The sequence below is a fragment of the Cupriavidus cauae genome, assembly GCF_026210475.1.
GTDB lineage: Bacteria > Pseudomonadota > Gammaproteobacteria > Burkholderiales > Burkholderiaceae > Cupriavidus > Cupriavidus cauae.
Genome location: NZ_CP080294.1, coordinates 961075 through 984043 on the forward strand (window position 1 = coordinate 961075; position 22969 = coordinate 984043).

Below are 22969 nucleotides of genomic sequence, written 5' to 3' on the forward strand. Positions count from 1 at the left end.
CCCCCTCGCCAACGCGGCGCTACACCGGCTGCAACGTCACGCCCTGCTCGCAGCGCTCGATCAGCTCCGCCAGCGGCACGCCGGCACCGAACAGGAAGCCCTGCACCGCATCGCAGCCCTGCTCCCGCAGGAAGTGGAACTGGTCGGCGGTTTCGACGCCCTCGGCCACCACCTGCAGCCGCAACTGATGGCCGAGCGCGATGATCGCCGCCACCACCGCGCGGTCTTCGTCATTGCTGTCGCCGCCGGCGAGGTTGGCGACGAAGGAGCGGTCGATCTTCAGCTTGTTGATCGGCAGCCGCGTCAGATAGCTCAAACCCGAATAGCCGGTGCCGAAGTCGTCGATCGACAGGCCCACACCGAGCGCGCGGATGCCGCGGAACGCCTCGATGGTCTGCGGCGTGCCCTCGATCAATATGCCCTCGGTGACTTCGATCGCCAGATTGCGGGCCGGCAGCCCGCTTTCGCGCAGGCAGCGGTCGACCAACTCGGGAAAGTCCGCCTGCTGCAGATGCGGCGGCGAAATATTGACCGCGACCTCGAGGTCGATGCCGGTGCGCATCCGCAGCGTCTGGATTTCGCGGCAGGCGGTCGCCAGGACCCATTCGCTGATCGGCACGATCAGCCCGCACTGCTCGGCGATCGGGATGAACTGGCCCGGCTCCATCGCGCCACGCTCCGGGGTGTGCCACGACAGCAGCGCCTCGACGCCGACAATGCGCTGGCTGGCGGTGTCGACCAGCGGCTGATAACGCAGCGTGAATTCCTGCTCGACCAGCGCGCGCCGCAGCAGGCCCTCGATGGTGAAGCGGGCCAGCGACGCCTCCTTCATGTCCGGCGAGAAGCGGCGCACCTGGCCGCGGCCGCCCTGCTTGGCGGCATGCAACGCCGCATCGGCCGCCTGCAGCAGGTCGGCGACGGTATTGCCGTCTGCCGGGAACAGCGCCATGCCGATCGACGGCACGACGCGCAGCCGTACGCCGCCCAGCCGCAATTCCTCGGACAGCCGCGCGACGATCTTGGCGGCCGCCAGTTCGGCCTCGCTTTCATCGGCGATGTCCGACAACACCACGGCGAACTCGTCGCCATCCATCCGCGCCGCCAGGTCGGCCCGGCGCACGGCGGCGCGCAGCCGGTCGGCCATGGTGCGCAGCACGTCGTCGCCCACATGGTGTCCGAGCGAATCGTTGATGCGCTTGAATTGGTCGAGGTCGATCAGCAGCAAGGCAACCCGTCCGTCACGGGCACCGATCGCCTGCAGCAGCGCGTCGGCACGGCCGCTCAGATAGTCGCGGTTGGGCAGCCCGGTCAGCGTGTCGTGGTGCGCGAGATGATCGATATAGGCATCGGCGCGCCGGCGCTCGGTCAGATCGTGGGCAATCGCCAGGTAGCCGCCGGCGCCGTCCTCTCCCGCGTCGCCTTGGTGCCTGCCGGCGTCGCCACCGGCCCCCGGCAGCGGCAACAGCGTCAATTGCACGGGCAGCGTCGAACCGCCCTTGCGCACGTAATGCCAGGTGTGCTCGTCGACCAGCCCGAGGCGCGGCTTGGCGATCAGCGCTTCGAAACCCGGCGCCACCGGCTGGCCCAGTTCGGCGGACAGTGCGCGGGCCCGCGCGGCGAGTTCTCCCGGTTCGTGCAGCGCGCTGTACGGAATGCGTCCGACCAGTTCGTGCGCCTGGTACCACAGCATCTGCTCGCCGGGGCGATTGATCGAGGTGATCGTGCCGTGCCGGTCGAACCCGATCACGCAGATCGGCGCATGGTCGAGCAGGCGCGCGTGCCGCTGCGCCACCACGTCGGCCGACTGCCTGGCGCGTTCGGCGTTGCGGCGCCGCGCGGCCAGATGCCACACCAGAGCGCCGAGCAGCACGGTGCCGAGCGTGCCGGCCGCGATCACCAGCGGTACCGGGGCGGGGCCGCCGTCCTCGAAGGCGGGCAGTGTGCTCGCGCGCACGGTCCAGGTCTGGCCGCCGAACGACAGCTCGCGATCGAGCTGGCGCAGCGGATGCGAATGCGTGCGCGGCGCCGCCTCGCCGCCCGCCCGGGCCAGCAGCACGGTGCTGGCGGCGGAGGGCCGCCCCTGATACAGCGACAGCGAAAGCTTGCCGCCATGGATCGCCGCGGCATCGGCAAGCAGGTCGCCGAGCCGGTAGGCGGCATAGACATAGCCGAGCACGGCGTGCCGGCGCTCATCCACCGCGTTCAGCGGCATGCCGTTGCGGTAGACCGGCAGATACAGCACCGTGCCCTGCAGCGCGACGCTGCGATGGGCCTCGCGCAGCAGCGTCACGCGGGAAGTCATGCGCGCCTGCATCGCGTCGCGCGCCGCTTCTGCCGCCGCGCGGCGTGCCGGGTCGGACAGATGGTCGAAGCCCAGCGCGCCGATGGTGCGGCCGGCGAAGGGCTCGACATAGATGCCAGGCGCGTAGACCTCGCGCTCGCCGCGCGGAAACACGTCGAAGGCGGGCAGGCCGTCGGCGCGGACGGTGTCGATCAGCGCCTCCAGCCCGGATGCATCCGTCAATCTGGCATAGCCGACCGAGTGGATGCCGGCCGGCAGATCGTCGACCTGCGTGGCAAGCATATAGGCGCGCCATTGGTCGCGCGTGGTGTCGGGATCGGCCGCCAGCAGGCCGCTGGCCCCGCGCAGCAGACGCTCGCCGGTGTCGAGACGCTGGCGCACCGCCATTACGCTCGCCGTCAGCATCGCATCGAGGCGCTGCGCGGCGGCCCGCTCGCTCCACGCGGCGGTCTGCACGGCGGCCACCGCGGTGACGCAGGCGCCGGCGGCCACGACCAGCAGAGCCAGGACGGCAGGAGGAAGCGAAGGCAGTTTCATCGCGGTAGCAAAGCGGCGGGGCGGCGGGGCGGCCTGGATTGGGGCGCCGGAGCGTGGCGCCAGAGCGGTGACCGGCACCGATGCCGCTGGCGTCCAGGCTCCGATCACGGCTTGGACTATACCGCGCGAAATGCACTTTGCGACAGCCGCCAGGCCCGCCCCGGCTACTCGCACCATGCCGCTCGATGTGATACGGTGACGCCTACGGAACCCGCCGACCCCGGGGAACGCCCTTGCGGGCACGCATGCACCCGTCCCCCTTGCTCGACGCCTCGCCCAACGCACCGCAGAAAGGACCGCCCGACACACCGAACGACGATCGCCGCGCGCAGGCGCCCGCGGCACAGACACGTCGTCCGCGTTTCGCGCTGTCGTTGACGACCCGCATCGCGCTGGTCACCGCCGGTCTGTCGACCGTGCTTGGGGCCGCCATCGTGGTCGCTCGCTGCAATCGGCCCACGCCGATCTGCGTGACGCCCTGCAGGCGCAGCAGGATTCCGTGGTCAAGCTGACCGCGGAGCAACTGGACACGGCGGTCAGCGATCGCCTGATCCTGCTCGAACACCTGGCCCCGCAGTTCAAGACCATGATGGACGCGCCGCCCGCCAAGTTGCAGGCGATGCTCAGCCGCGCGCTGCCGATTCCCGGCACCTTCAACAGCGCCGTCGTGGTCGACGCCAGGGGCATGCTGCTGGCCCGCGACGGCACCGTGGTATCGGTCGCGGACCGCACCTACTTTCGCGAGACCGCACGCACGCTGGCGCCCGTGATCAGCCCGCCGATCCGGGCGCGGGCCGATGGTTCGGTCGGCGTGCTGCTGGCCGTGCCGATCGTCTCGGACGACAAGACCTTCCTCGGACTGGTAGGCGGCTGGATCGACCTGGGGCGCTCCAACTTCCTGGTGGAGGTGCCGCACAGCCCGATCGGCAGCACCGGCTTCTATTGCCTGGTCTCGGCCGGGCCTCAACCGGTCTACGTGCAGCACCGGTTGCAGCAGCAGGTGGGACGACCGGCGCGCGCCCAGGGCGAGACCTGCGGGGTGCAGGCGCAACCGGCCACGTTCGAGTTCCTGACCCCGCGCGAGCCGGTCATCGCACGGTATCTGATGGCCACCACCGGCTGGGAACTGGTCGCGGTGCTGCCGGCCAAGGAAGCCTTCCAGCCCTTGCACGCGATGCAGCAGCGCTTCCTGCTGTGGTCCGCGGTGGCCGTCGGCATGGTGGCGATGCTGAACTGGTTCGCGGTGCACTGGATGTTCGCGCCGCTGGCGCAGTTGCGGCGCGTGGTGCGCGACAGCGCGCGCGACCTGTCGGCCTTCGAGCGGCTGTCGACCGATCGCCACGACGAGATCGGCGTGCTGGCGCGCGCCTTCGCCCGGCTGATGCGCGACGTGCGCGAGCGCCGCGAACAGCTGCATCGCAGCGAGGCGCGCCTGCGCGCGGTCACCGACACGCTGCCCTCGCTGCTGGCCTTCATCGACACCGAAGAGCGCTACGTCTTCAACAACCTCGCCTACGAGCGCACCTTCGGCATTCCGCTCGATCAGCTGCGCGGCATGACGCTGCGCGAGCTGCTGGGCGAGGCCCGCTACGCGCGCATCCAGCCGTATCTGCAGCAGGCGCTGGCCGGCACCGCGGTCACCTTCGAGACCGAATTCCACGACCCCGACTACCACTGCACCGAGACCAATTTCCGGCCCGAGTGGAGTGCCGACGGCAGCCGCGTCGAGGGCGTGCATGTCCACGTGCAGGACATCACCGCGCGCAAGCTCGAGACGCTGCGGCTGGCGCAGATCTCGCGCCTGGACCACCTGACACAGCTGCTGAACCGCAGCGCCTTCGAGACGCGGCTCGCGGAGGCGATGGCGCGCAGCCGTTCGCAGGAGCGCTTGATGGCGCTCCTCTACCTCGACATGGACCGCTTCAAGGCGGTCAACGACCACTATGGGCACGCGGCCGGCGACCAGCTGCTGCAGAGCTTCGCCAAGCGCGTGCAGCGCTGCGTGCGCGAGCGCGACGCGGTGGCGCGCCTGGGCGGGGACGAGTTCGCCATCGTGATGGAGGACATCGACCGGCCCGATGTCGCGGTGCGCGTGGCCGGGGCGATCCTGCATTCGGTGGGCCGGCGCTTCTTCATCGAGGGCGCCTTCGTCGACGTCAATGTCAGCATCGGCATCGCGCTGTACCAGGGTGCCCCGATCACATGGCAGCAGCTGGCCAAGGAGGCCGATGCGCTGCTGTACCGCGCCAAGGACGGCGGACGCGGCCGCTTCGAGATCGGCCCGCCGGAGCTGGCGAACCGGTCGCGCGAGGCGCGCTCGTAGGGCCGCCTTCGCCGCCTTCGCCGCCGGGGCCGCCCTGCGTCGGCGCCACGGGCGGATCCGGGCACCGGCGGCACCGGCGGCAACCCGAGCATTGGCGGCGTATCCTAGAAGACCGATTCGTACCGTTCGTTCACAGGAGCCAGTCATGTCAGACCAGCAGCCCCCAGCGACCCGCATCGAACAGGACAGCCTGGGCCAGGTACCCGTCCCCGCCGACCACCTGTGGGGCGCGCAGACCGAGCGCTCGCGCCAGAACTTCCGCATCGGCAACGAGAAGATGCCGTCGGCGCTGATCGAGGCATTTGCGATCCTGAAGCTGTGCGCGGCACGCGCGAACCGCGAGCTGAACGTGCTCGACGCGGGGCTGGCGCAGGCGATCGAACAGGCCGCCGAGGAGATCATCGCCGGCCAGTGGCCCGACGAGTTTCCGCTGTCGGTCTGGCAGACCGGCTCGGGCACGCAGACCAACATGAACCTGAACGAGGTGATCGCCAACCGTGCGATCCAGCTGCTCGGCGGCGAGGTCGGCAGCAAGCGGCCCGTTCATCCCAATGACCACGTCAACGCGAGCCAGTCGTCGAACGACAGCTTCCCGACCGCGATGCATATCGCCGCGGCGCGTGCGGTGCAGCGCCAGCTGCTGCCGGCGCTGGAGACGCTGCAGAAGACGCTGGGCAGCAAGGTCGAGGCCTTCGCCGATATCGTCAAGGTCGGCCGCACCCATCTGCAGGATGCCGTGCCGCTGACGCTGGGCCAGGAGTTCTCCGGCTACCAGGCGCAGGTGGCCGACGCGCAGGCGCGGCTGCATCAGGCCGTGCTGCGCGCGATGCCGGTGCCCCAGGGCGGCACCGCGGTCGGCACCGGCCTCAATGCGCCGGCCGGCTTTGCCGCCGCCTTCGCGCGCGCGCTGGCCGACTACACCGGCCTGCCGTTCGAACCGGCGGCCAACCGCTACGCGTTGCAGGCCGCGCACGACGCGCTGGCCGATCTGTCCGGCGCGCTCAATACCACGGCCTCGTCCTTCCTGAAGATCGCGCGCGACTTCATGCTGCTGGGCTCGGGTCCCCGCGCGGGCTTTGCCGAGCTGCAGCTGCCGGCCAACGAACCCGGTTCGTCGATCATGCCGGGCAAGGTCAATCCGACCCAGGCCGAGGCGCTGGCGATGGTCTGCTGCCGCGTGATCGGCAACCACACCACCATCACGCTGGCCAACGGCCTGGGCACGCTGGAACTGAACGCCTACAAGCCCGTCATCGTTTACAGCCTGCTGCAGTCCGTTACACTGCTGGCCGACGCGGCGGCCAGCTTCGCCGAACACATGGTGGCGGGCGTCGAAGCGGACCGGGCGCGCATCGCCGAGTTGCTCGAACGCTCGCTGATGCCGGTCACCGCGCTGAATCCGCATATCGGCTACGACAAGGCGGCCGAAATCGCCAAGCTGGCGGTGGCCCGCAACCTGTCGCTGCGCGAGGCGGCGATCGCCTCCGGCCATGTCACCGCCGAGCAGTTCGAGCAGTGGATCGATCTGAAAGGGATGACGCGCGAGGTGTAGCGCCGCGGCGCACCGGTGCTGGCGGACACGTCCACGACCGCGCATGCGGCCGCCCGCACATGGAACGACCCTATCGACCGGCCCCGCGCTGCCGCGGCGGCCGGCGACAAACCCGCTTGAGGCGGGCAGACGACGATCGGGGATAACAACGATCGCATTGACGAGATGATTCCTGCTCCCATTCCCGCCGATGACCAGCGGCGCCTCGACGCGCTGTACTCGCTGAACCTGCTCGATACCGCCGCCGAAGAGCGCTTCGACCGGCTGACCCGCCTGGCCAGGCGGCTGTTCGACGTGCCGATCGCGCTGGTCAGCCTGGTCGATGCCAGGCGCCAGTGGTTCAAGTCCTCGTTCGGCCTGGCCGCCCGCGAAACGCCGCGTGAGCAATCGTTCTGCGGCCATGCGATTTTGCGCGACGACCTGCTGATCGTGCCCGATGCGCTGCAGGACCAGCGCTTTCACGACAACCCGCTGGTCAGGGGCGCGCCCGGCGTGCGTTTCTATGCCGGCTGCCCGCTCGCGGTACGGGGCGGCGCCAAGGTCGGCACGCTGTGCCTGATCGACACCGAGCCGCGCGAGTTCGACAAGGACGATCAGGCGCTGCTGCACGATCTGGGTCGCCTGGCCGAGCAGGAACTGGAGTCGGCACAACTGGCCTCGATGGACGACCTGACGATGCTGTCGAACCGCCGCGGCTTCTCGGCGCTGGCGCAGCATGCGCTGGCGGTCTGCCAGCGCCAGGGAATGCCCGTCACACTGCTGTTCTTCGACATGGACGGCTTCAAGGCCATCAACGACCGCTTCGGGCACGCCGAGGGCGATCTGGCGCTGGCCGCCTTCGCCGACCACCTGCGCCAGGCCTTCCGCGAGTCCGACCTGATCGGACGCCTGGGCGGCGACGAGTTCGTCGTGCTGCTGGTCGACGCCTCGGCCGACCAGTGCGACGCGATGCTGGCCCGGCTGCGGCAAGTCGTGGACGCGTACAACGCGCAGAGCCAGCGCGGCTATGCGCTCGATTTCAGCGCCGGCGCGGTCGCCTTCGATCCCGCCCGGCACACCGGCATCGCCGACCTGCTGGCGCAGGCCGACCAGGCGATGTACGCCAACAAGGCACGCAGGAAGGGAACGCCGCCCGCCGCGCCACAGTAACTCGCGTTGCGGCCGCCGCCGCGCCGTGTTACTGTCCGCCCATCCAGGAGAAAGCGAGCCTGCGGCGCGACAGCGCGGCGGCAGCGCTGCCGAAGGCGTACCCCCGAAACGCTCAGGTACCGAAGACTGGAGACGACAACGAACTGGAGAGCGCCGCCATCATGGTTCAGCGATGACGGCCGCCGAAGGGGCAAACCGGGTCCGGGGCGGACGCGGTGAATCTCTCAGGCAAAAGGACAGTGGGGGCAGCCGGGTTGGCATCGACGATGCCGGCCGGCTGCCCCTTTTTGCATCCTGGAGCCTGAAATGAAAGTCATCGTGATGGGGGCCGGCGTGATCGGCGTGGCCTCGGCGTGGTATCTGTCCAAGGCCGGCCATGAGGTCGTCGTGCTCGAGCGCAATGCCGGCGCGGCACGCGAAACCAGCTTCGGCAACGGCGGCCAGATCTCGGTCAGCCATGCCGAGCCCTGGGCCAACCCCTCGGCGCCGCTGAAGCTGCTCAGCTGGCTGGGACGCGAGGACGCACCGCTGCTGTTCCGCCTGCGCGCCGACCCGGCGCAATGGTCGTGGGGGCTGAAGTTCCTGCGCGAATGTCCGGCCCGGCGTTCCACCCGCAACATGATCCAGCTGCTCAACCTCGGCACCTACAGCCGCGCCAGCCTGCAGGCGCTGCGCGCCGAGACGGGCATCGAATACGATCATCTGACCCGCGGCATCCTGCACTTCTATACCAGCCAGAAGGAATTCGACGCGGCCATCGAGCCGGCGCGCATCATGCGCGAGCTGGGCTGCGAGCGCCGCGTGATCGGTCCCGACGAAGTGGTGAAGCTCGAACCGGCGCTGGCCTCGATCGCGCCGCGGCTGGCGGGCGCCACCTACACCAGCGAGGACGAGTCCGGCGACGTGCACCGCTTCACCACCGGGCTGGCCGCGCTGTGCGAGGCGCGCGGCGTGCGCTTCCGCTACGGCGTGCGCGTGCAGCGGCTGCTGGCGGAAGGCGGTCGCATGCGCGGGGTCGAGATCGCCGACGAGACCGGCGCCTACACCGTCGAGCAGGCGGACGCCTACGTGCTCGCGCTCGGCAGCTTCAGCCCGATGCTGGCGCGGCCGCTCGGCGTCAAGCTCGATATCTATCCGGCCAAGGGTTATTCGGCCACGCTGCCGGTGCTCGACCCGGAGCGCGCGCCGAGCGTCAGCCTGACCGACGACGAGTACAAGCTGGTGTTCTCGCGTCTGGGCGACCGGCTGCGCATCGCGGGCACCGCGGAGCTCAACGGCTATTCGATGGAGCTGAACCCGGTGCGCTGCGAGGCGATCGTGCGGCGCACGCTGGAGATCTTCCCCGGTGTCAGCCGTCCCGAACTGGCGCGCTACTGGACCGGCCTGCGACCCGCGACGCCGGGCAACGTGCCGTATATCGGCGCGAGCGCGGTGCAGGGGCTGTACCTGAACACGGGCCATGGCACGCTGGGCTGGACCCACGGCTGCGGCTCGGGACGCGCGATCGCCGAGCTGATCAGCGGCCGCGTGCCGGAGGTGGACTTTGGCTTCTGCGGTCCGCTGCCGGAGGCGCCACGGATGGCGCGGCCGCTCGCACCGGTGGTGGCGGCGCGTGCCGCCGCGTCGGAGCCGGCAGAGGTTTGATCCGGGGTTTGATCCGGGGTCTTATACGGATCTGATACCGATCTGATACCGATCTGATACGGATCTGATACGGGCCTGAAACAACGACACCGGCGCGGCATGGCATCGCCATGCGCGCCTGTGTTTTCGTTTCATCGTTGGCGTGGATGCGTCCGGGCACGCCTCGGGCACGCCTTGGAGATGCATCAGGACAAGCATCGGAACACGTGTCGAGCATGCATCGCGCACGCACCGGGCCCCCGCATGCCGGCGAAAGCGTACCCGTTTCTGCGTGCCCCTCGCGCAAACCGTACCCGTTTCTGCGTACCCGTTCGCGAGCGTCGATGGGCCGGCTGATTGCGATGAAACCGCCGGTAAAACCGGCGCGCCGGCAGGCGATGGATAGCGGCGCCGTACCCGTTTCTGCGTCGCGCGAACTCGATGAAGACAGACGCCGCGCGCGGAGCGTACCCGTTTCTGCGTACCCCGCGGTGGTGCGAAATGAAGTCCGGCGCGATCGCGATGCAGCGGCATCGCACCGTTGCACCATCCCGCCGCTGCCAGGCTCAGGCGATGGTATCCACCACGCCACCATCGACCCGCAACGCGGCACCGGTGGTCGCCGATGCCTGCGGCGAACAGACGTAGACCACCATGTGCGCGACCTCTTCCACCGTGGCCGCGCGCTGGAGGATCGAGCTGGGCCGATGCGCCTTGACGAACTCGGCGGCCGCCTCCTCGATCGACAGCCCTGCCTTCTGCGCGTCCTCCCGCAGCATCTCGCGCAGGCCGTCCGACAGTGTCGGCCCCGGCAAGACCGCGTTGACGGTCACGCCGGTGCCGCTGAGCCGTTTGGCGAGGCCGCGCGATACCGCCAGTTGCGCGGTCTTCGAGAAGCCGTAATGGATCATGTCCTCCGGCGTGTTCAGCGCGGACTCCGACGAGATGAACACCACGCGGCCCCAGCCGTTCGCCGCCATCGCCGCCGTATACGCCCGCGCCAGCCGCACGCCCGACATCACGTTGACATCAAAGATCCGGGTCCAGTCCTCGTCGCTCAGTTCATAGAAGTCGCGCGGACCGTAGATGCCGGCGTTGTTGACCAGAATGTCCACCGCCGGCTCGGCGGCCACGATTGCATCGCAGCCCTCGGCGCCGCCGACGTCGGCCGCGACGCCGCGCACCGTGGCGCCCGGCACCTCGCGCACCACGTCGGCAATGGCGCCCTCGACGGTGTCCTGCTTGCGGCCATTGACGATGACGGTGGCGCCGCTGCGCGCGAGGCCGATGGCGATGGCCAGCCCGATGCCCGCGGTCGAGGCGGTGACAAGGGCGGTCTTGCCGGTGAGATCGATCTGCATGAGTGCCTCCTGAATCAGTGGGACAGCAGGGCAGAGGATGCAAACGGTTGGCGAAAGCCGTACGCAGAAACGGGTACGCTATTGGAGAAAATCGCCACCACCGCCGTATGCCGCGGACTAGTGGCGGCGTTCGCCTCGTGCGTCGCCCGCTGCGGGAAACACCACGCGCACCCGCAGCCCCGGCTCGTTATCTTCCAGCGACAGCGTGGCGCGATGCACCTGGGTGATCTCGTCGACGATGGCCAGGCCCAGGCCGCTGCCGCCGCTCGGTGCATCGGGCAGGCGGTAGAAGCGATCGAGCACGCGGGCGCGCTGCTCGGGCGGGATGCCGGGACCGTTGTCGGCGACCATCAGCGCGACGCGGCCCGCATCCGCGCGCTGCACGCGCACGTCGACCTTGCCGCCGGCCGGCACATAGCGCAGGGCGTTGTCGATCAGATTGGTCAGCAGGATGCGCAGCGCGTCGGGGTCGCCCTGCACGGTCAGCCCGGCCGAGTCTCCATCGCGGCCATCGTGACCTTTGTCGCCATCGTGACCAACCCGACCATGGCGACCATCGGCACCGCCATCGCCATCGGTAGTGTCGAGCCCCAGGTCGATATGCCGATCGAGGGCGGCCTGCGTCATCTCGCCGACCACCGTCGCGGCCAGCTCGCGCAAGGCGACCGGCTGATGGCCAGCGACGGCCGCGCCGGGCTCGTGGCGCGCGAGCGTCAGCAACTGCGTCACCAGATGCGTCAGCCGCTCGAGCCCGTCGCGCAGATTGCCAACCGCCTCGCGGCGCGCCGGCTCGCTGTCGGCGCGTTCGACCAGTTGCGCCTGCAGCTGCAGCGCGGTCAGCGGCGTGCGTAGCGCGTGCGCGGCATCGGCGATGAACGCGCGCTGCGTGTCGATCGCGTCGGACAGCCGCGCCAGCAGCAGGTTGAGCGCCTCGGTCAGCGGCGCGATCTCGGCCGGCATCTGCGCCACCGCCAGCGGCGACAGCGCATTGGCGTCGCGCTTGCCGACCTGCCGCGCGATCTCGCGCACCGGCCGCAGTCCGCGGCCCACCGCCAGCCAGACCATCCAGCCCAGCAGCGGCAGCAGCAACAGCAGCGGCGCCACCGTGCGCAGCGCCATCCGCGCCGCCACTTCGCGGCGCGCGCTCATCGGCTGCGCGATCTGCACCACCGCCGGCCCGAGCTGCACGCTGTAGATGCGGAACTCGCCGTCGTCGGTGCGCACATTGGAGAAGCCGAGCTCCGCGCGCGGCGGCAGCGACGGCCGCGAATGCGACAGATAGAGGCTGCGGCCGGTGCCGTCCCAGATATGGATGACCACGTCCTCGTCGGAGCGGAACAGGTTGTCGGTGCCGGGCGGCAGCGGCGGCGGCAGCGATGGCATCGCCGGGCCGCTGAACTGGCTCGGCAGCGCGAGCGCGACCTGGCGCATCTGGTAGTCGAACAGCGCGTTGGCCTCCTGCCGGGCCTGGCCGTAGATCAGCGCGGTGGCGGCGGCGATGCCGGCCAGCAGGCCGAGCGCCAGCCACCACAGCAGGGTCCGCTGGATCGATCGCATCAGCGCGCTCCTCCAGCGGCTTCATTGTCCTTGCCGCCGTCTTTCTTGCTGCCCGTCTCGCTGCCCGTCTCGCTGTCCTTCTCGCCGCCGTTGTCCCCCTGCTGCACGCCTTCATCGAGCTTCGGGCAGACATAACCGACACCGCGGATATTGCGGATCAAACCCTGGCCGAGCTTCTTGCGCAGCGCGTGGATATAGACCTCGACCGTGTTGCTGCCCACCTCGTCGTCCCAGCCGTACAGCTTCTCCTGCAGCTGCGGCACCGACCAGACCTTGCCCGGACGCGCCAGCAGCGCCGCCAGCAACGCGTATTCGCGCGCCGACAGATGGACCGGCTCGCCCGACAACGTGACTTCGCGCGTGGCCGGATTGAGCACGATGGCGCCGTAGCGGACCAACGGCTCGGCCCGGCCCTGCGCGCGCCGAGCCAGCGCGTGGATGCGGGCCACCAGCTCCTGCAGGTCGAAGGGCTTGACCAGATAGTCGTCGGCCCCGGCGTTCAATCCGGCGACGCGATCGGCGACCGCATCGCGCGCGGTCAGGATCAGCACCGGCGTGGCGACGCCGCGCGCCCGCATGCCGGACAACACATCAAGACCGGATCGGCGCGGCAGGCCGAGATCGAGCAGCACCAGATCGTGCTGCCCCTCGGCCGCGCCGCCGGCGGCGACGCCGGGCGGTTGCGTGGCGGCCGACAGGCCGGCCTCGCCGTCGCGTACCCAGTCCACCGCGAAGCCTTCCTGACGCAGCGCCAGCCGCACGGAATCGCCGATCATCGTGTCGTCCTCGATCAGCAGCACACGCATCGCTTCGCTCCGTTCGTTCGCCCCGCCAGGCGTACGCAGCGGCTCATCGCCGGTCGACCGCTTCGGCCAGCGCGTGCGCCAGCCCCGGCAGCGCGGGAAAGCGCGCGGTGATGACCTGCACCGGCACCGGCTCGAGGAACGCGCGCATGCGCCCCTTGTCGACGAAGCGCGCGTTGAAGCTCGACGCCGCCAGCGCCTCGACGAAGCGCGGCACGATGCCGCCGCCGATATAGACGCCGCCGCGCGCGCCGAGGATCAGCGTCACATCGGCCGCGACCGACCCGAGCAGGCCGCAGAACACCGCGAGCGCGCGCTGGCACAGCGCATCGCCGCGCTGCAAGGCGCCCTCGGTGACCTCCGCCGCGGTCAGCGGCACGCGCACGGGCGTACCCGTTTCTGCGGCCAGCGCGGCATGCGTGTGCGACAGCCCCATGCCCGACAGCAGCCGTTCGGCCGAGACGCGGCCGTGCTCGCGATGCGCGGCATGCCAGGCGATCCACTCGTCGTCGGTGGCCGGCATCAGCTCGACATGCCCGCCCTCCCCCGCCAAGGCCACGGGCCCGGCGCCGTGGCGGCCGGGGATCAGCCCCGATACGCCGAGCCCGGTGCCGGGGCCGATCAGGGCCAGCGGCGTGTCGGCCGCCGGTGTGCCGGCACGCACGGGCGCCAGCTCGCCGGGCTGCAGGTACGGCAGGGCCAGCGCCAGCGCGGTGAAATCATTCAGCGCCAGCAGTGTCTCCATGCCCAGCGCCTGGCGCACCGCCTCGATCGAGAAGGCCCAGGCGTGGTTGGTCAGCTTGACGCGATCGCCGGTGACCGGATTGGCGAGGCCGATCGCCGCGTGGCGCGGCTGCGGGCCGGACAGCTGCGACAGGTATTGCCGCATCGCCGCTTCCAGCGACGGATAGTCGGCGACCTTCAGTGCCGTGACCGGTCCGATCGCGTCGGGCGCGGTCTGCAGGGCGAAGCGGACATTGGTGCCGCCGACATCGGCGAGCAGGCGTGGGTAGGTAGTCATCGCAGGGCGGAAAACATCGGGCGAAATTCGGGCGGTGGTGGCAACGCGTGCATTCGGGCTACGTGTTCGGGCTACGTGTTCGGGCTACGTGTTCGGGGGCGTGTTCGGGCGGTGTGTTCGGGCGGCGTATCGAAGCGGCGTATCGAGTCAGCGTAGTCAGGCCTCGCAGTCAGGCAGTGAACACATCGAACCCATGCCGATGCCGGCTGGCCACCAGCCCCACCGGCAACGCAGGCCCCGGCTCCTGCAGCGCGCGCTCGAACACCTCGGCCTTGGCCGCGCCGGCAAACGCCAGGAAGACGCGCTCGGCCGCCAGCAACGCGGCCAGGTTCAGCGTCACGCGCGCATGCGGCGCGCTGGCCGGGCGTGTCACCACATAGCAGGGCGTATCGCCGTTCAGCGCTTCGCCGAGCTCCGGCGCATCGGCGAACAGCGACGCGGTATGGCCGTCCTCGCCCATCCCGAGCACCGCCACGTCGGGCTGGCGAAACGCGGCATTGAGGCGCACCACCGCCCGCGCGGGCTCGGACGCCTCGACCGCATCGGCGATCAGCGGCACGAAGCTGGCGGCGGCCGCGGCATCGCGCAGCAGGTGTTCCTGCACGAGGCGCGCGTTGCTGTCCTCGTGTCCGGGCGGCACCGCGCGCTCGTCGACCAGCGTGATGGTGACGGCGTCCCAGCGCACCGGCCGATAGCGCAGCCGCTCGAACATCGGCACCGGCGAGCGCCCGCCCGAAACGGCCAGCACAGCGTGTCCGCGGTCCTGGATGGCGAGGTCGAGCGCGTGACTGACGGAGGCGGCCAGCGCTTCGGCCTGGTCCAGCAGCGAGGGATGTTCGAAGCGGCGCATGGCGATTTCCGGGTCAGGGTTCGTTGGAGCGGAGCGGCGGGCCGATTCGCCAAAGCGGGCGAGCCGGCGTCAGACCTCCTCGTGCCACAGCGCGTTGTCGCGCGAGAGCAGCGCGGAGGACGCGGCCGGTCCCCAGGTGCCCGCGGTATAGGGCTTTGGCGGCAGCGAACTCTCGGCCCAGGTGTCGATGATCGGCTCGACCCAGCGCCATGCCTGCACCTGTTCGTCGCGGCGCACGAACAGGCCCAGCCGTCCGCGTATCACGTCGAGCAGCAGGCGTTCGTAGGCACCGGCGCGGCGCACCTTGAACGAGTTGGCGAAATCAAGGTCGAGCGAGGTCGGCGTCAGCGCGACCGTGTCGCCGGGCTGCTTGACGAGGAAATACAGCCGGATGCTTTCCTCGGGCTGCAGCCGGATCACCAGCCGGTTCTGCGGCGACAGCGTCAGCGGACGGGGAAAGATCGCATGGGGCACGTCGCGGAAATGGATCACGATCTCGGCCACGCGCGACTGCATCCGCTTGCCAGTACGCAGGTAGAACGGCACGCCGGCCCAGCGCCAGTTGGCGATCTCGGCCTTGATCGCGACGAAGGTCTCGGTGCGGCTGTCCGGCGCGATGCCGGGCTCTTCGAGATAGCCGGGCACCGGCTTGCCGGCGATGGCGCCAGCGCGGTACTGCCCCCGCACCGTCTTCTCGGCGACCTCCTGCGGCGAGATCGGCTTGAGCGCCTTCAGGATCTTGATCTTCTCGTCGCGCACCGCGTCTTCGGTCAGGCTGGTGGGCGGTTCCATCGCGACCATGCAAAGCAACTGCAGCAGGTGGTTCTGCACCATGTCGCGCAGCGCGCCGGTCTGGTCGTAGAAATCGCCGCGGCCCTCGACACCGAGTTCCTCGGCGATCGTGATCTGCACGTCCTGCACCCATTCGCGCCGCCACAGCGGCTCGAACAGCGCGTTGCCGAAGCGGATCGCCATCAGGTTCTGCACCGACTCCTTGCCCAGGTAGTGATCGATCCGGTAGATCTGCTCCTCGGCGAAGTAGCGCGCCACCGCCGCGTTGATCGCCTCGTTCGAATCCAGATCGTGGCCCAGCGGTTTTTCCAGGACCACGCGCACCTTCGGATGGTTCAGGCCGGTGCGGCCGAACTGCTCGCAGATCGGCACGAACAGATGCGGCGCGGTGGCCAGGTAGCAGACCACGACCTCGGGTTGGCGGTCCAGCACCTTGCGCGCCAGCGCGTCGAAATGCTCGGGCTTGCGGGCGTCGGCCTGCACGTAGCACAGCCGCGCGACGAAGCTGGCCCAGTCGCCCGGCGGGGCGTGTTCGAGGCCCGGCCGCATGCCCTGCTCGAGCGTGGCGACGTATTCCTCGGTGGTGGAAGGATGGCTGCCCGTGGCCAGGATGCGCGCCGCGGGATGCAACAATCCGGCGCGATGCGCGTCGAACAAGGCCGGCAGCAGTTTGCGCCTGGCCAGGTCACCGGTGCCGCCAACCAGCACCATGTCGAAATCGGGCATGCTCACCCTGACCTCCTTGTCGCTTGATAGAGACCCCGTAGCGCGGCCGTTGCGGCCAGTTTACGTGAGTCGCGGGCGCTTTGCGAGCCACGCGGCAGCCAGCGGCGGCCGTGGTCGTGGGTGTGGCGGCGCGTGTGGCCACGAGAGGCGGCGCGGCGGGCATGCTCCGTGCAAGCCCCTGCAACATGCGCTAGGCTGAACTGCGACATGCCAGGCATTGAAGAATCCGCTGGAGAGAGCCCCATGCCCCATCCCGTACTCGAACAAGTGACGGCCCGCATCGTGGCCCGCAGCGCGCCGACGCGCCAGGCCTACCTGTCCCGCACGCAGGCCATGGCCGGCAGCAAGGTGCAACGCGCGCAGCTGTCCTGCACGAACCTCGCGCACGGCTTCGCCTCGATGCCCGAGCCCGCCAAGATCCGCCTGAAGGCCGAGGAACGGCCCAATGTGGCGATCGTTTCCTCGTACAACGACATGCTTTCGGCGCACCAACCGCTGGGAGAGTTCCCCGCCTGGATCAAGGAAGCCGCGCTGGAGGCCGGCGCCACCGCGCAATTCGCCGGCGGCGTGCCGGCGATGTGCGACGGCGTGACGCAGGGCCAGGACGGCATGGAGCTGTCGCTGTTCTCTCGCGACGTGATCGCCCAGGCCACCGCGGTCGCGCTGTCGCACCAGATGTTCGATGCGGCGCTGTATCTGGGCATCTGCGACAAGATCGTGCCCGGGCTGGTGATGGGAGCGCTGTCGTTCGGCCATCTGCCCGCGGTGTTCGTGCCGGGCGGCCCGATGCCGACCGGCATCCCGAACGAGGAAAAGGCCCGCATCCGCCAGTTGTATGCGCAGGGCAAGATCGGCCGGGAGGAACTGCTCGAGGCCGAGAGCAAGTCATACCATTCGCCCGGCACCTGCACCTTCTACGGCACCGCCAATTCGAACCAGATGCTGATGGAGATCATGGGCCTGCATCTGCCGGGGACCGCCTTCATCAATCCCCACACGCCGCTGCGCGAGGCGCTGACGCGCGAGTCCGCGCGGCATGTGCTGCGGCTGGTGCACCAGGGCGAGCGCTATACGCCGATCGCGCAGGTGCTCGACGAACGCGCCTTCGTCAATGGCATCGTCGGCCTGCTGGCCACCGGCGGCTCGACCAACCACACGCTGCATCTGATCGCGATGGCGCGCGTGGCCGGCATCGTGCTGACCTGGGACGACTTCGACGAGCTGTCGGCGGTGGTGCCGCTGCTGGCGCGGGTCTATCCGAACGGCCAGGCCGACGTCAACGGCTTCCAGGCGGCGGGAGGCCTGGCGCTGGTGATCCGCGGCCTGCTGGCGCGCGGGCTGCTGCATGACGACGTCACCACCATCGTCGGGCAGGGGCTGGAGGACTACACGCGCGAACCGGCGCTGCGCGAGGGCAAGCTGGTCTGGATCGACGGGCCGACCGAATCGCTGGACGCGTCGGTGGTGCGCGGCGCCGGCGAGCCGTTCGCGCCGGACGGCGGCATCAAGGTGCTGGACGGCAATATGGGCCGCGCGGTGATCAAGACCTCGGCGGTCAAGGCCGAGCATCAGGTGGTGCAGGCACCGGCGCGCGTGTTCCATCATCAGGACGACATGCTGGCCGCCTTCAAGCGCGGCGAGCTGGAGCGCGATTTCGTCGCGGTGCTGCCGTACCAGGGACCGGCGGCCTGCGGCATGCCCGAACTGCACAAGCTGACGCCGACGCTGACGGTGCTGCAGGACCGCGGCTTTCATGTGGCGCTGGTCACCGACGGCCGCATGTCGGGCGCCTCGGGCAAGGTGCCGGCCGCCATCCACGTCTGCCCCGAGGCGCTCAAGGGCGGCGCGATCGGCAAGGTCCGCGACGGCGACATGATCCGCGTCGATGCGCCGGCCGGCATCCTGACCGCGCTGGTGCCGCAGGCCGAATGGGAAGCGCGCACGATCGACGTGCCGGACCTGAGCCGCCATCGCCATGGCGTCGGCCGCGACCTGTTCGGCAACTTCCGCCGCAACGTCAGCACGGCGGAGGAAGGCGCCTGCACGCTGTTCGCGGACGAGGCCTGAGCGGCGGCGAGAGCCTGAGCGGCAGGGGCGCGGCCCCTGCCTGCCACCGCTAGGCGTGTCGCTGCGCGCCGCCCGGCGCGGACTGCGGCGACTGGGGCCGCTGGGCCGGCTGCGGCGTATGGGGCTGCGGCGTATGGTTCAGCACCAGCGCGGTCTGTTCGCCCTGACCGCCATTGCCCGGCACGCGCAGCTCCTGCACCGGCACCGCGATATCGATGCCGACCGCCTGCAGCTCGCGCTTGACGCGCTCGTAGAAGGCGAAGCGCAGGTTCCAGTAGTTGTCGTTGGAGGTCCAGCAGCGCAGGTTCAGCGTCACGCCCTCGCTGGTGAAGTTGACCACCATCGCCTCGGCCGCCGGCACCTCGAGCACGCGCTCGTCGTCGGCCAGCATATGGCGCAGCACCCGCAACGCGGTCTGCACGTCGGCGCCGAACGGCACCGTGACCTCGATATCGAGCCGGCGCGTCGGATTCTCGCTGTAGTTCGTGATCGCGCTGCCCCAGATCTTGTTGTTCGGCACGCGCAGGCAGACGCCGTCGAAGGTCGTCAGCTCGGTCATGAACAGCCCGGTCTCGCGCACGGTGCCGGCGATGCCCTGCGCGTCGATGTACTGGCCGACGCGGAACGGCCGCAGCAGCACCAGCATGATGCCCGCGGCGATGTTCTGCAGCGTGCCCTGCAGCGCCAGCCCGATCGCCAGGCCCGCGGCGCCGAGCATCGCGATGATGCTGGCGGTCTGCACGCCGAACTGCGACAGCACCAGGATCACGGTGACGACGCGCACCACCCACTGCGTGACGCTGCCCAGCATCGGCCGCAGCGTCGCGTCGACATGCGGGCGGTCGAAGGCGTGCAGCACCGCGTTGCGCGCGCGGCCGCTGAGCCACCAGCCCACCAGCAGGATGGCGAGTGCGGCCAGCACGTTCAAACCCTGGTGCACGGCCAGCTGCAGCAGATAGGCCCAGGTGGCCTGCAGCTTGTCGGCGTCGATGAAATTCAGATCCATGGCGTCGGCTCCGGAAAGGATGGCATCACGAAGGCGTCACGGTGCATCACGACGAACCTTCGCGGCGGGTATGCACCAGTTCGCCGGCGTCGGGCAACGGCGTCTCGCTGCGCGTCAGCTGGCGCGGATCGAGCTGATGCGAGAAGCCCGCCACCGAGCCCATGCGACGCTGGCGGTCCTCCGGCAGCGTCGGCCCGCTCTGGATATAGACGGTCAGCAGCTCGGCCAGATTGACCAGCACGTCAAGATGGGTCCGCTCGTAGCCATGCGAGGCATCGGCACCGAAGCACAGCAGCGCGGTGCGCACGTCGTGGCCCGCGCTGACCGCGGCGCCGGCGTCCGAATGGTAGAAGCGGAACACGTCGCGATGGCTGGGGATGCCATGCTCGTCGCACAGCCGCAGCAGGCGCCGCGTCAGGTGATAGTCGTGCGGACCGGCCGAGTCCATCAGCGGAATCGTCACGCCTTCCTCGCGCGCGCCCTGCCCCGGCGCCACCGGACCGATATCGATGCCGATCACCTCGCTGACGTCGTCCTCGATCACCGCGGTCGCGCCCGAGCCGACTTCCTCGGTCAGCGTGAACACCGCATGGCAGTCCATCGGCACCGAGGCGCCGCTCTCGCGCACCGCCTTCAGCGCGGCCAGCACCGCGGCGACGCCGGCCTTGTTGTCCAGATGCCGCGAGACGACATAGCCGTTGTCCAGGATTTCGGGGTTGGCGTCGAAGGCGACGAAATCGCCGACCTGGATGCCGAGCGCGCGGATCTGCTCCGGCGTCGCCGCCGGTTCGTCGAGCCGCAGTTCGAGCTGGTCCCAGTTGACCGGCTGCGTATCCACCGCCTCGTTGTAGACGTGGCCCGAGGCCAGCAGCGGCAGCACCGAGCCGCGATGCCGGCCATGTTCGGTAAACAGCGTCACGCGGCCGCCTTCGGCCCAGCGGCTGGACCAGGTGCCGATCGGCGCCAGCGCGAGCCGGCCGTTGGGCTTGAGCTCGCGCACCATCGCGCCGAGCGTGTCCAGGTGCGCGACGATCGCGCAGTCGGGCCCCATGCCGCTGTTGGCGCGGTTGCCGCGCAGCGTCGCGCGGATGGTGCCGCGCCGGGTCAGCTGGTAGGGAATGTCCAGACCATCGAGCACGTTGGCGGTGTAGTGCACGATCTCGTCGGTCAGCCCGGCCGGGCTGGGGATGGCGAGCAGCTCCAGCAACGCGGTCTTCAGGTACAGCCGGTCGATGTTCAGTTTCTGCATGGATGTCGATGCTGGCGCCGCGCGCCCGGGACATGGCGCGCGAATCCGCTCAGGAATTGGCTCAGGAGGTAAAGGGGAACAACAGATCGACGAAGCGCTCCGCGGTCGGCTGCGGCTCGTGATTGGCCAGGCCCGGCCGCTCGTTGGCTTCGATGATCACGTACTCGGGCTGGTCGGCGGCCGGCACCAGGAAGTCCAGGCCGACCACCGGGATGCGCAGCGCGCGCGCGGCCGTTTGCGCGGCCTCGCGCAGCACCGGATGGAGCTGGCCGGTGACGTCGTGCAGCGTGCCGCCGGTATGCAGGTTCGCGGTCTTGCGCACCGGCACGCGCTGGCCGGCGGCCGGCACCGATTGCAGCGTCAGGCCCTGCGCCGCCAGGCAGCGCTCGGTCTCGGCATCGAGCGGAATGCGGCTCTCGCCGCCGGTGGCGGCGCTGCGTCGCGCACTGTGGCGCTCGATCAGCGTCTTCAGGTCGGCCTGCCCATCGCCAACCACCTCGGCCGGCTTGCGGATCGCCGCGGCCACCACCTCGTAGCCGATCACCACGATGCGCAGGTCCTGGCCCGGGCAGAACGATTCGAGCAGCACGGTGCCGCCCTCCTGGTGCGCGGTGTCGATCGCGCTGCGCAGATGGTCCTCGGTGCGGACGTCGACGCTGATGCCGCGGCCCTGCTCGCCGAAGGCGGGCTTGACCACCACCGAGCCGTGCTCGGCGAGGAAGGCGAGGTTCTCGGCATCGGTGCCGATCTGGCGCTGCGCCGGCACCTTCAGTCCGACCTGCTCCAGCCGCTTGCGCGTCAGCGCCTTGTCCTGGCACCACGTCATCGCCACCGCGCCGGTCAGCTCGGACAGCGACTCGCGGCACAGGATCTCGCGCCCGCCATAGCGCAGGCTGAAGATGCCGGCATCGGCATCGATGATCTCGACGCCGATGCCGCGCCGGCGCGCTTCCTTGACGATCAGCGCGGCATACGGATTGAGGTTGTCGCACTCGCTCGAGCCGGCGAACAGCGGCTCGTTGATCGCGTTCTTGTGCTTGACGACGAAGCCGTCGACCTGCACGAAGCCGAGCTTGTGGTACAGGCCGATCGCATGCTGGTTGTCGTGCAGCACCGACAGATCGAGATGCTTGCGTCCGCGCGAGGCGAACAGCGCGATCAGCTCGCGCACCAGCGCCTGGCCGACGCCGGCCAGATGCGTCTGCGGATCGACCACCAGGCACCACAGGCTGCTGCCGCCGCGCTCGTCGCCGAATGCCAGCAGATGGTCCACGCCCATCGCCGAACCGATGATGTCGCCGGTCGATTCGTCCTCGGCGATCAGGTAGATCACCGCGTCGTGGTCGCGCTGGCGCCAGACCGTGGCGGGATCGAGCGGCACCATGTGGCGCGCCGCGTAGAGGCGGTTGATCGCCGCGATATCGGCGCGTGTCGTCAGGCGCCGGATCGTGACGCCGGCCGCGCCGGTTGCTGCGGCCGCGGCGGCATCGCCGTCCTCGAGCGTGCGGCGAAACAGCAGCGACGGGTCGAGGAACAGCGTCTGCGGCGCCTCGGCCAGCAGCAGCTGCGGCGCTTCCACATAGAGCGCGATATCACGCCGGCCCGGCGCTTCCTGCTGCAGCTCGGCGGCCAGCCGCGCCGGCGATTCGAACGACGGCGCGAACATCAGCCGGCCCCAGCCGCAGTCGAGCATCGCATTCGGGCGCGCCGACACCGGCGCGGGAGCGGGGCTCGGCTGCACGGCGGGTTCCTGCTGCACCGGCGCGCCGCCGGCGTCGTGCATCACGGCGCGCGGGGGCTGCCCTTCGGCGCCGGTGGGCGCGCCGAGATGGAGCGAATCGGCCAGTACCGACGGCTTGGCCGACTGCTTGGCCGACTGCTTGGCCGACTGCTTGGCCGACTGCTTGGTCGAAGGCTTGGTGGCTGGGCGGACTTCCGCATTGACGGTCGACATTCGATCTTTCTCCTCGTTGTTGTCCGGGTTCTGGCCCCGGTCGTGGCCGACACGGGACTGCGGCCGCGCGCGGCGGCCGTTGGCGTCATCGTCAGAG

The 22969-nt window shown here is 69.9% G+C and carries 14 protein-coding genes, 1 pseudogene and 1 riboswitch; of the genes and pseudogenes, 5 read left to right on the top strand and 10 right to left on the bottom strand.

From position 1 onward, the window contains the following. Positions 1-19: 19 nt before the first annotated feature. A complete protein-coding gene (locus KZ686_RS19705; protein ID WP_265635115.1) occupies positions 20-2839 on the bottom strand; it encodes a bifunctional diguanylate cyclase/phosphodiesterase in 2820 nt (939 codons plus the stop codon). Positions 2840-3084: 245 nt separating this feature from the next. Here KZ686_RS19705 and KZ686_RS19710 point away from each other — a divergent pair. The 4 genes and pseudogenes from KZ686_RS19710 (at position 3085) to KZ686_RS19725 (ending at position 9507) form a co-directional block, all read left to right on the top strand. Then, a pseudogene (locus tag KZ686_RS19710) lies at positions 3085-5162 on the top strand (diguanylate cyclase domain-containing protein). A 145-nt stretch (positions 5163-5307) separates the two neighbouring features. Then, complete coding sequence (gene fumC, locus KZ686_RS19715; protein WP_265635117.1) at positions 5308-6714, top strand: class II fumarate hydratase; 1407 nt, start codon at positions 5308-5310, stop codon at positions 6712-6714. A gap of 165 nt (positions 6715-6879) precedes the next feature. Beyond that, positions 6880-7863, top strand: a complete 984-nt coding sequence (locus KZ686_RS19720) for a GGDEF domain-containing protein (RefSeq protein WP_265635119.1) — start codon at positions 6880-6882, stop codon at positions 7861-7863. Positions 7864-7996: 133 nt separating this feature from the next. After that, positions 7997-8113: riboswitch (glycine riboswitch) on the top strand. Between the two features lie 56 nt (positions 8114-8169). After that, the gene (locus KZ686_RS19725) at positions 8170-9507 is read left to right on the top strand and encodes a D-amino acid dehydrogenase (protein WP_149318608.1); all 1338 of its coding nucleotides are present in this window, start codon (positions 8170-8172) and stop codon (positions 9505-9507) included. A 545-nt stretch (positions 9508-10052) separates the two neighbouring features. Here KZ686_RS19725 and KZ686_RS19730 read toward each other — a convergent pair. The 6 genes from KZ686_RS19730 to zwf all read right to left on the bottom strand — a co-directional run bounded on the left by KZ686_RS19730 (position 10053) and on the right by zwf (position 16596). Continuing rightward, positions 10053-10847 carry an SDR family NAD(P)-dependent oxidoreductase gene (locus KZ686_RS19730; RefSeq protein WP_149318607.1) on the bottom strand — a complete coding sequence of 265 codons (795 nt, stop codon included), beginning with the start codon at positions 10845-10847 and terminating at the stop codon, positions 10053-10055. A 117-nt stretch (positions 10848-10964) separates the two neighbouring features. Continuing rightward, on the bottom strand, positions 10965-12404 hold the full coding sequence (locus tag KZ686_RS19735; RefSeq protein WP_265635122.1) for an ATP-binding protein: 1440 nt from the start codon (positions 12402-12404) through the stop codon (positions 10965-10967). Continuing rightward, positions 12404-13210, bottom strand: a complete 807-nt coding sequence (locus KZ686_RS19740) for a response regulator (RefSeq protein ID WP_150082303.1) — start codon at positions 13208-13210, stop codon at positions 12404-12406. The genes KZ686_RS19735 and KZ686_RS19740 overlap by 1 nt, the downstream gene beginning before the upstream one ends. A gap of 43 nt (positions 13211-13253) precedes the next feature. After that, positions 13254-14228, bottom strand: a complete 975-nt coding sequence (glk, locus tag KZ686_RS19745) for a glucokinase (protein ID WP_265635125.1) — start codon at positions 14226-14228, stop codon at positions 13254-13256. Positions 14229-14397: 169 nt separating this feature from the next. Then, positions 14398-15078 carry a 6-phosphogluconolactonase gene (gene pgl / locus KZ686_RS19750; protein WP_150082301.1) on the bottom strand — a complete coding sequence of 227 codons (681 nt, stop codon included), beginning with the start codon at positions 15076-15078 and terminating at the stop codon, positions 14398-14400. Between the two features lie 69 nt (positions 15079-15147). Continuing rightward, positions 15148-16596, bottom strand: a complete 1449-nt coding sequence (gene zwf, locus KZ686_RS19755; protein WP_187829214.1) for a glucose-6-phosphate dehydrogenase — start codon at positions 16594-16596, stop codon at positions 15148-15150. A gap of 243 nt (positions 16597-16839) precedes the next feature. Between zwf and edd the strand changes: the two genes are divergently transcribed. Beyond that, on the top strand, positions 16840-18663 hold the full coding sequence (gene edd, locus KZ686_RS19760) for a phosphogluconate dehydratase (protein ID WP_150082300.1): 1824 nt from the start codon (positions 16840-16842) through the stop codon (positions 18661-18663). A 49-nt stretch (positions 18664-18712) separates the two neighbouring features. Here the strand turns inward: edd and KZ686_RS19765 are convergent, their stop codons facing one another. The 3 genes from KZ686_RS19765 to ngg all read right to left on the bottom strand — a co-directional run bounded on the left by KZ686_RS19765 (position 18713) and on the right by ngg (position 22872). Then, complete coding sequence (locus tag KZ686_RS19765) at positions 18713-19669, bottom strand: mechanosensitive ion channel family protein (RefSeq protein ID WP_226106941.1); 957 nt, start codon at positions 19667-19669, stop codon at positions 18713-18715. Positions 19670-19715: 46 nt separating this feature from the next. Then, positions 19716-20918, bottom strand: a complete 1203-nt coding sequence (locus KZ686_RS19770) for an osmoprotectant NAGGN system M42 family peptidase (RefSeq protein WP_149318600.1) — start codon at positions 20916-20918, stop codon at positions 19716-19718. A 61-nt stretch (positions 20919-20979) separates the two neighbouring features. Then, a complete protein-coding gene (gene ngg, locus KZ686_RS19775) occupies positions 20980-22872 on the bottom strand; it encodes an N-acetylglutaminylglutamine synthetase (protein WP_265635129.1) in 1893 nt (630 codons plus the stop codon). Between the last annotated feature and the right edge of the window lie 97 nt (positions 22873-22969).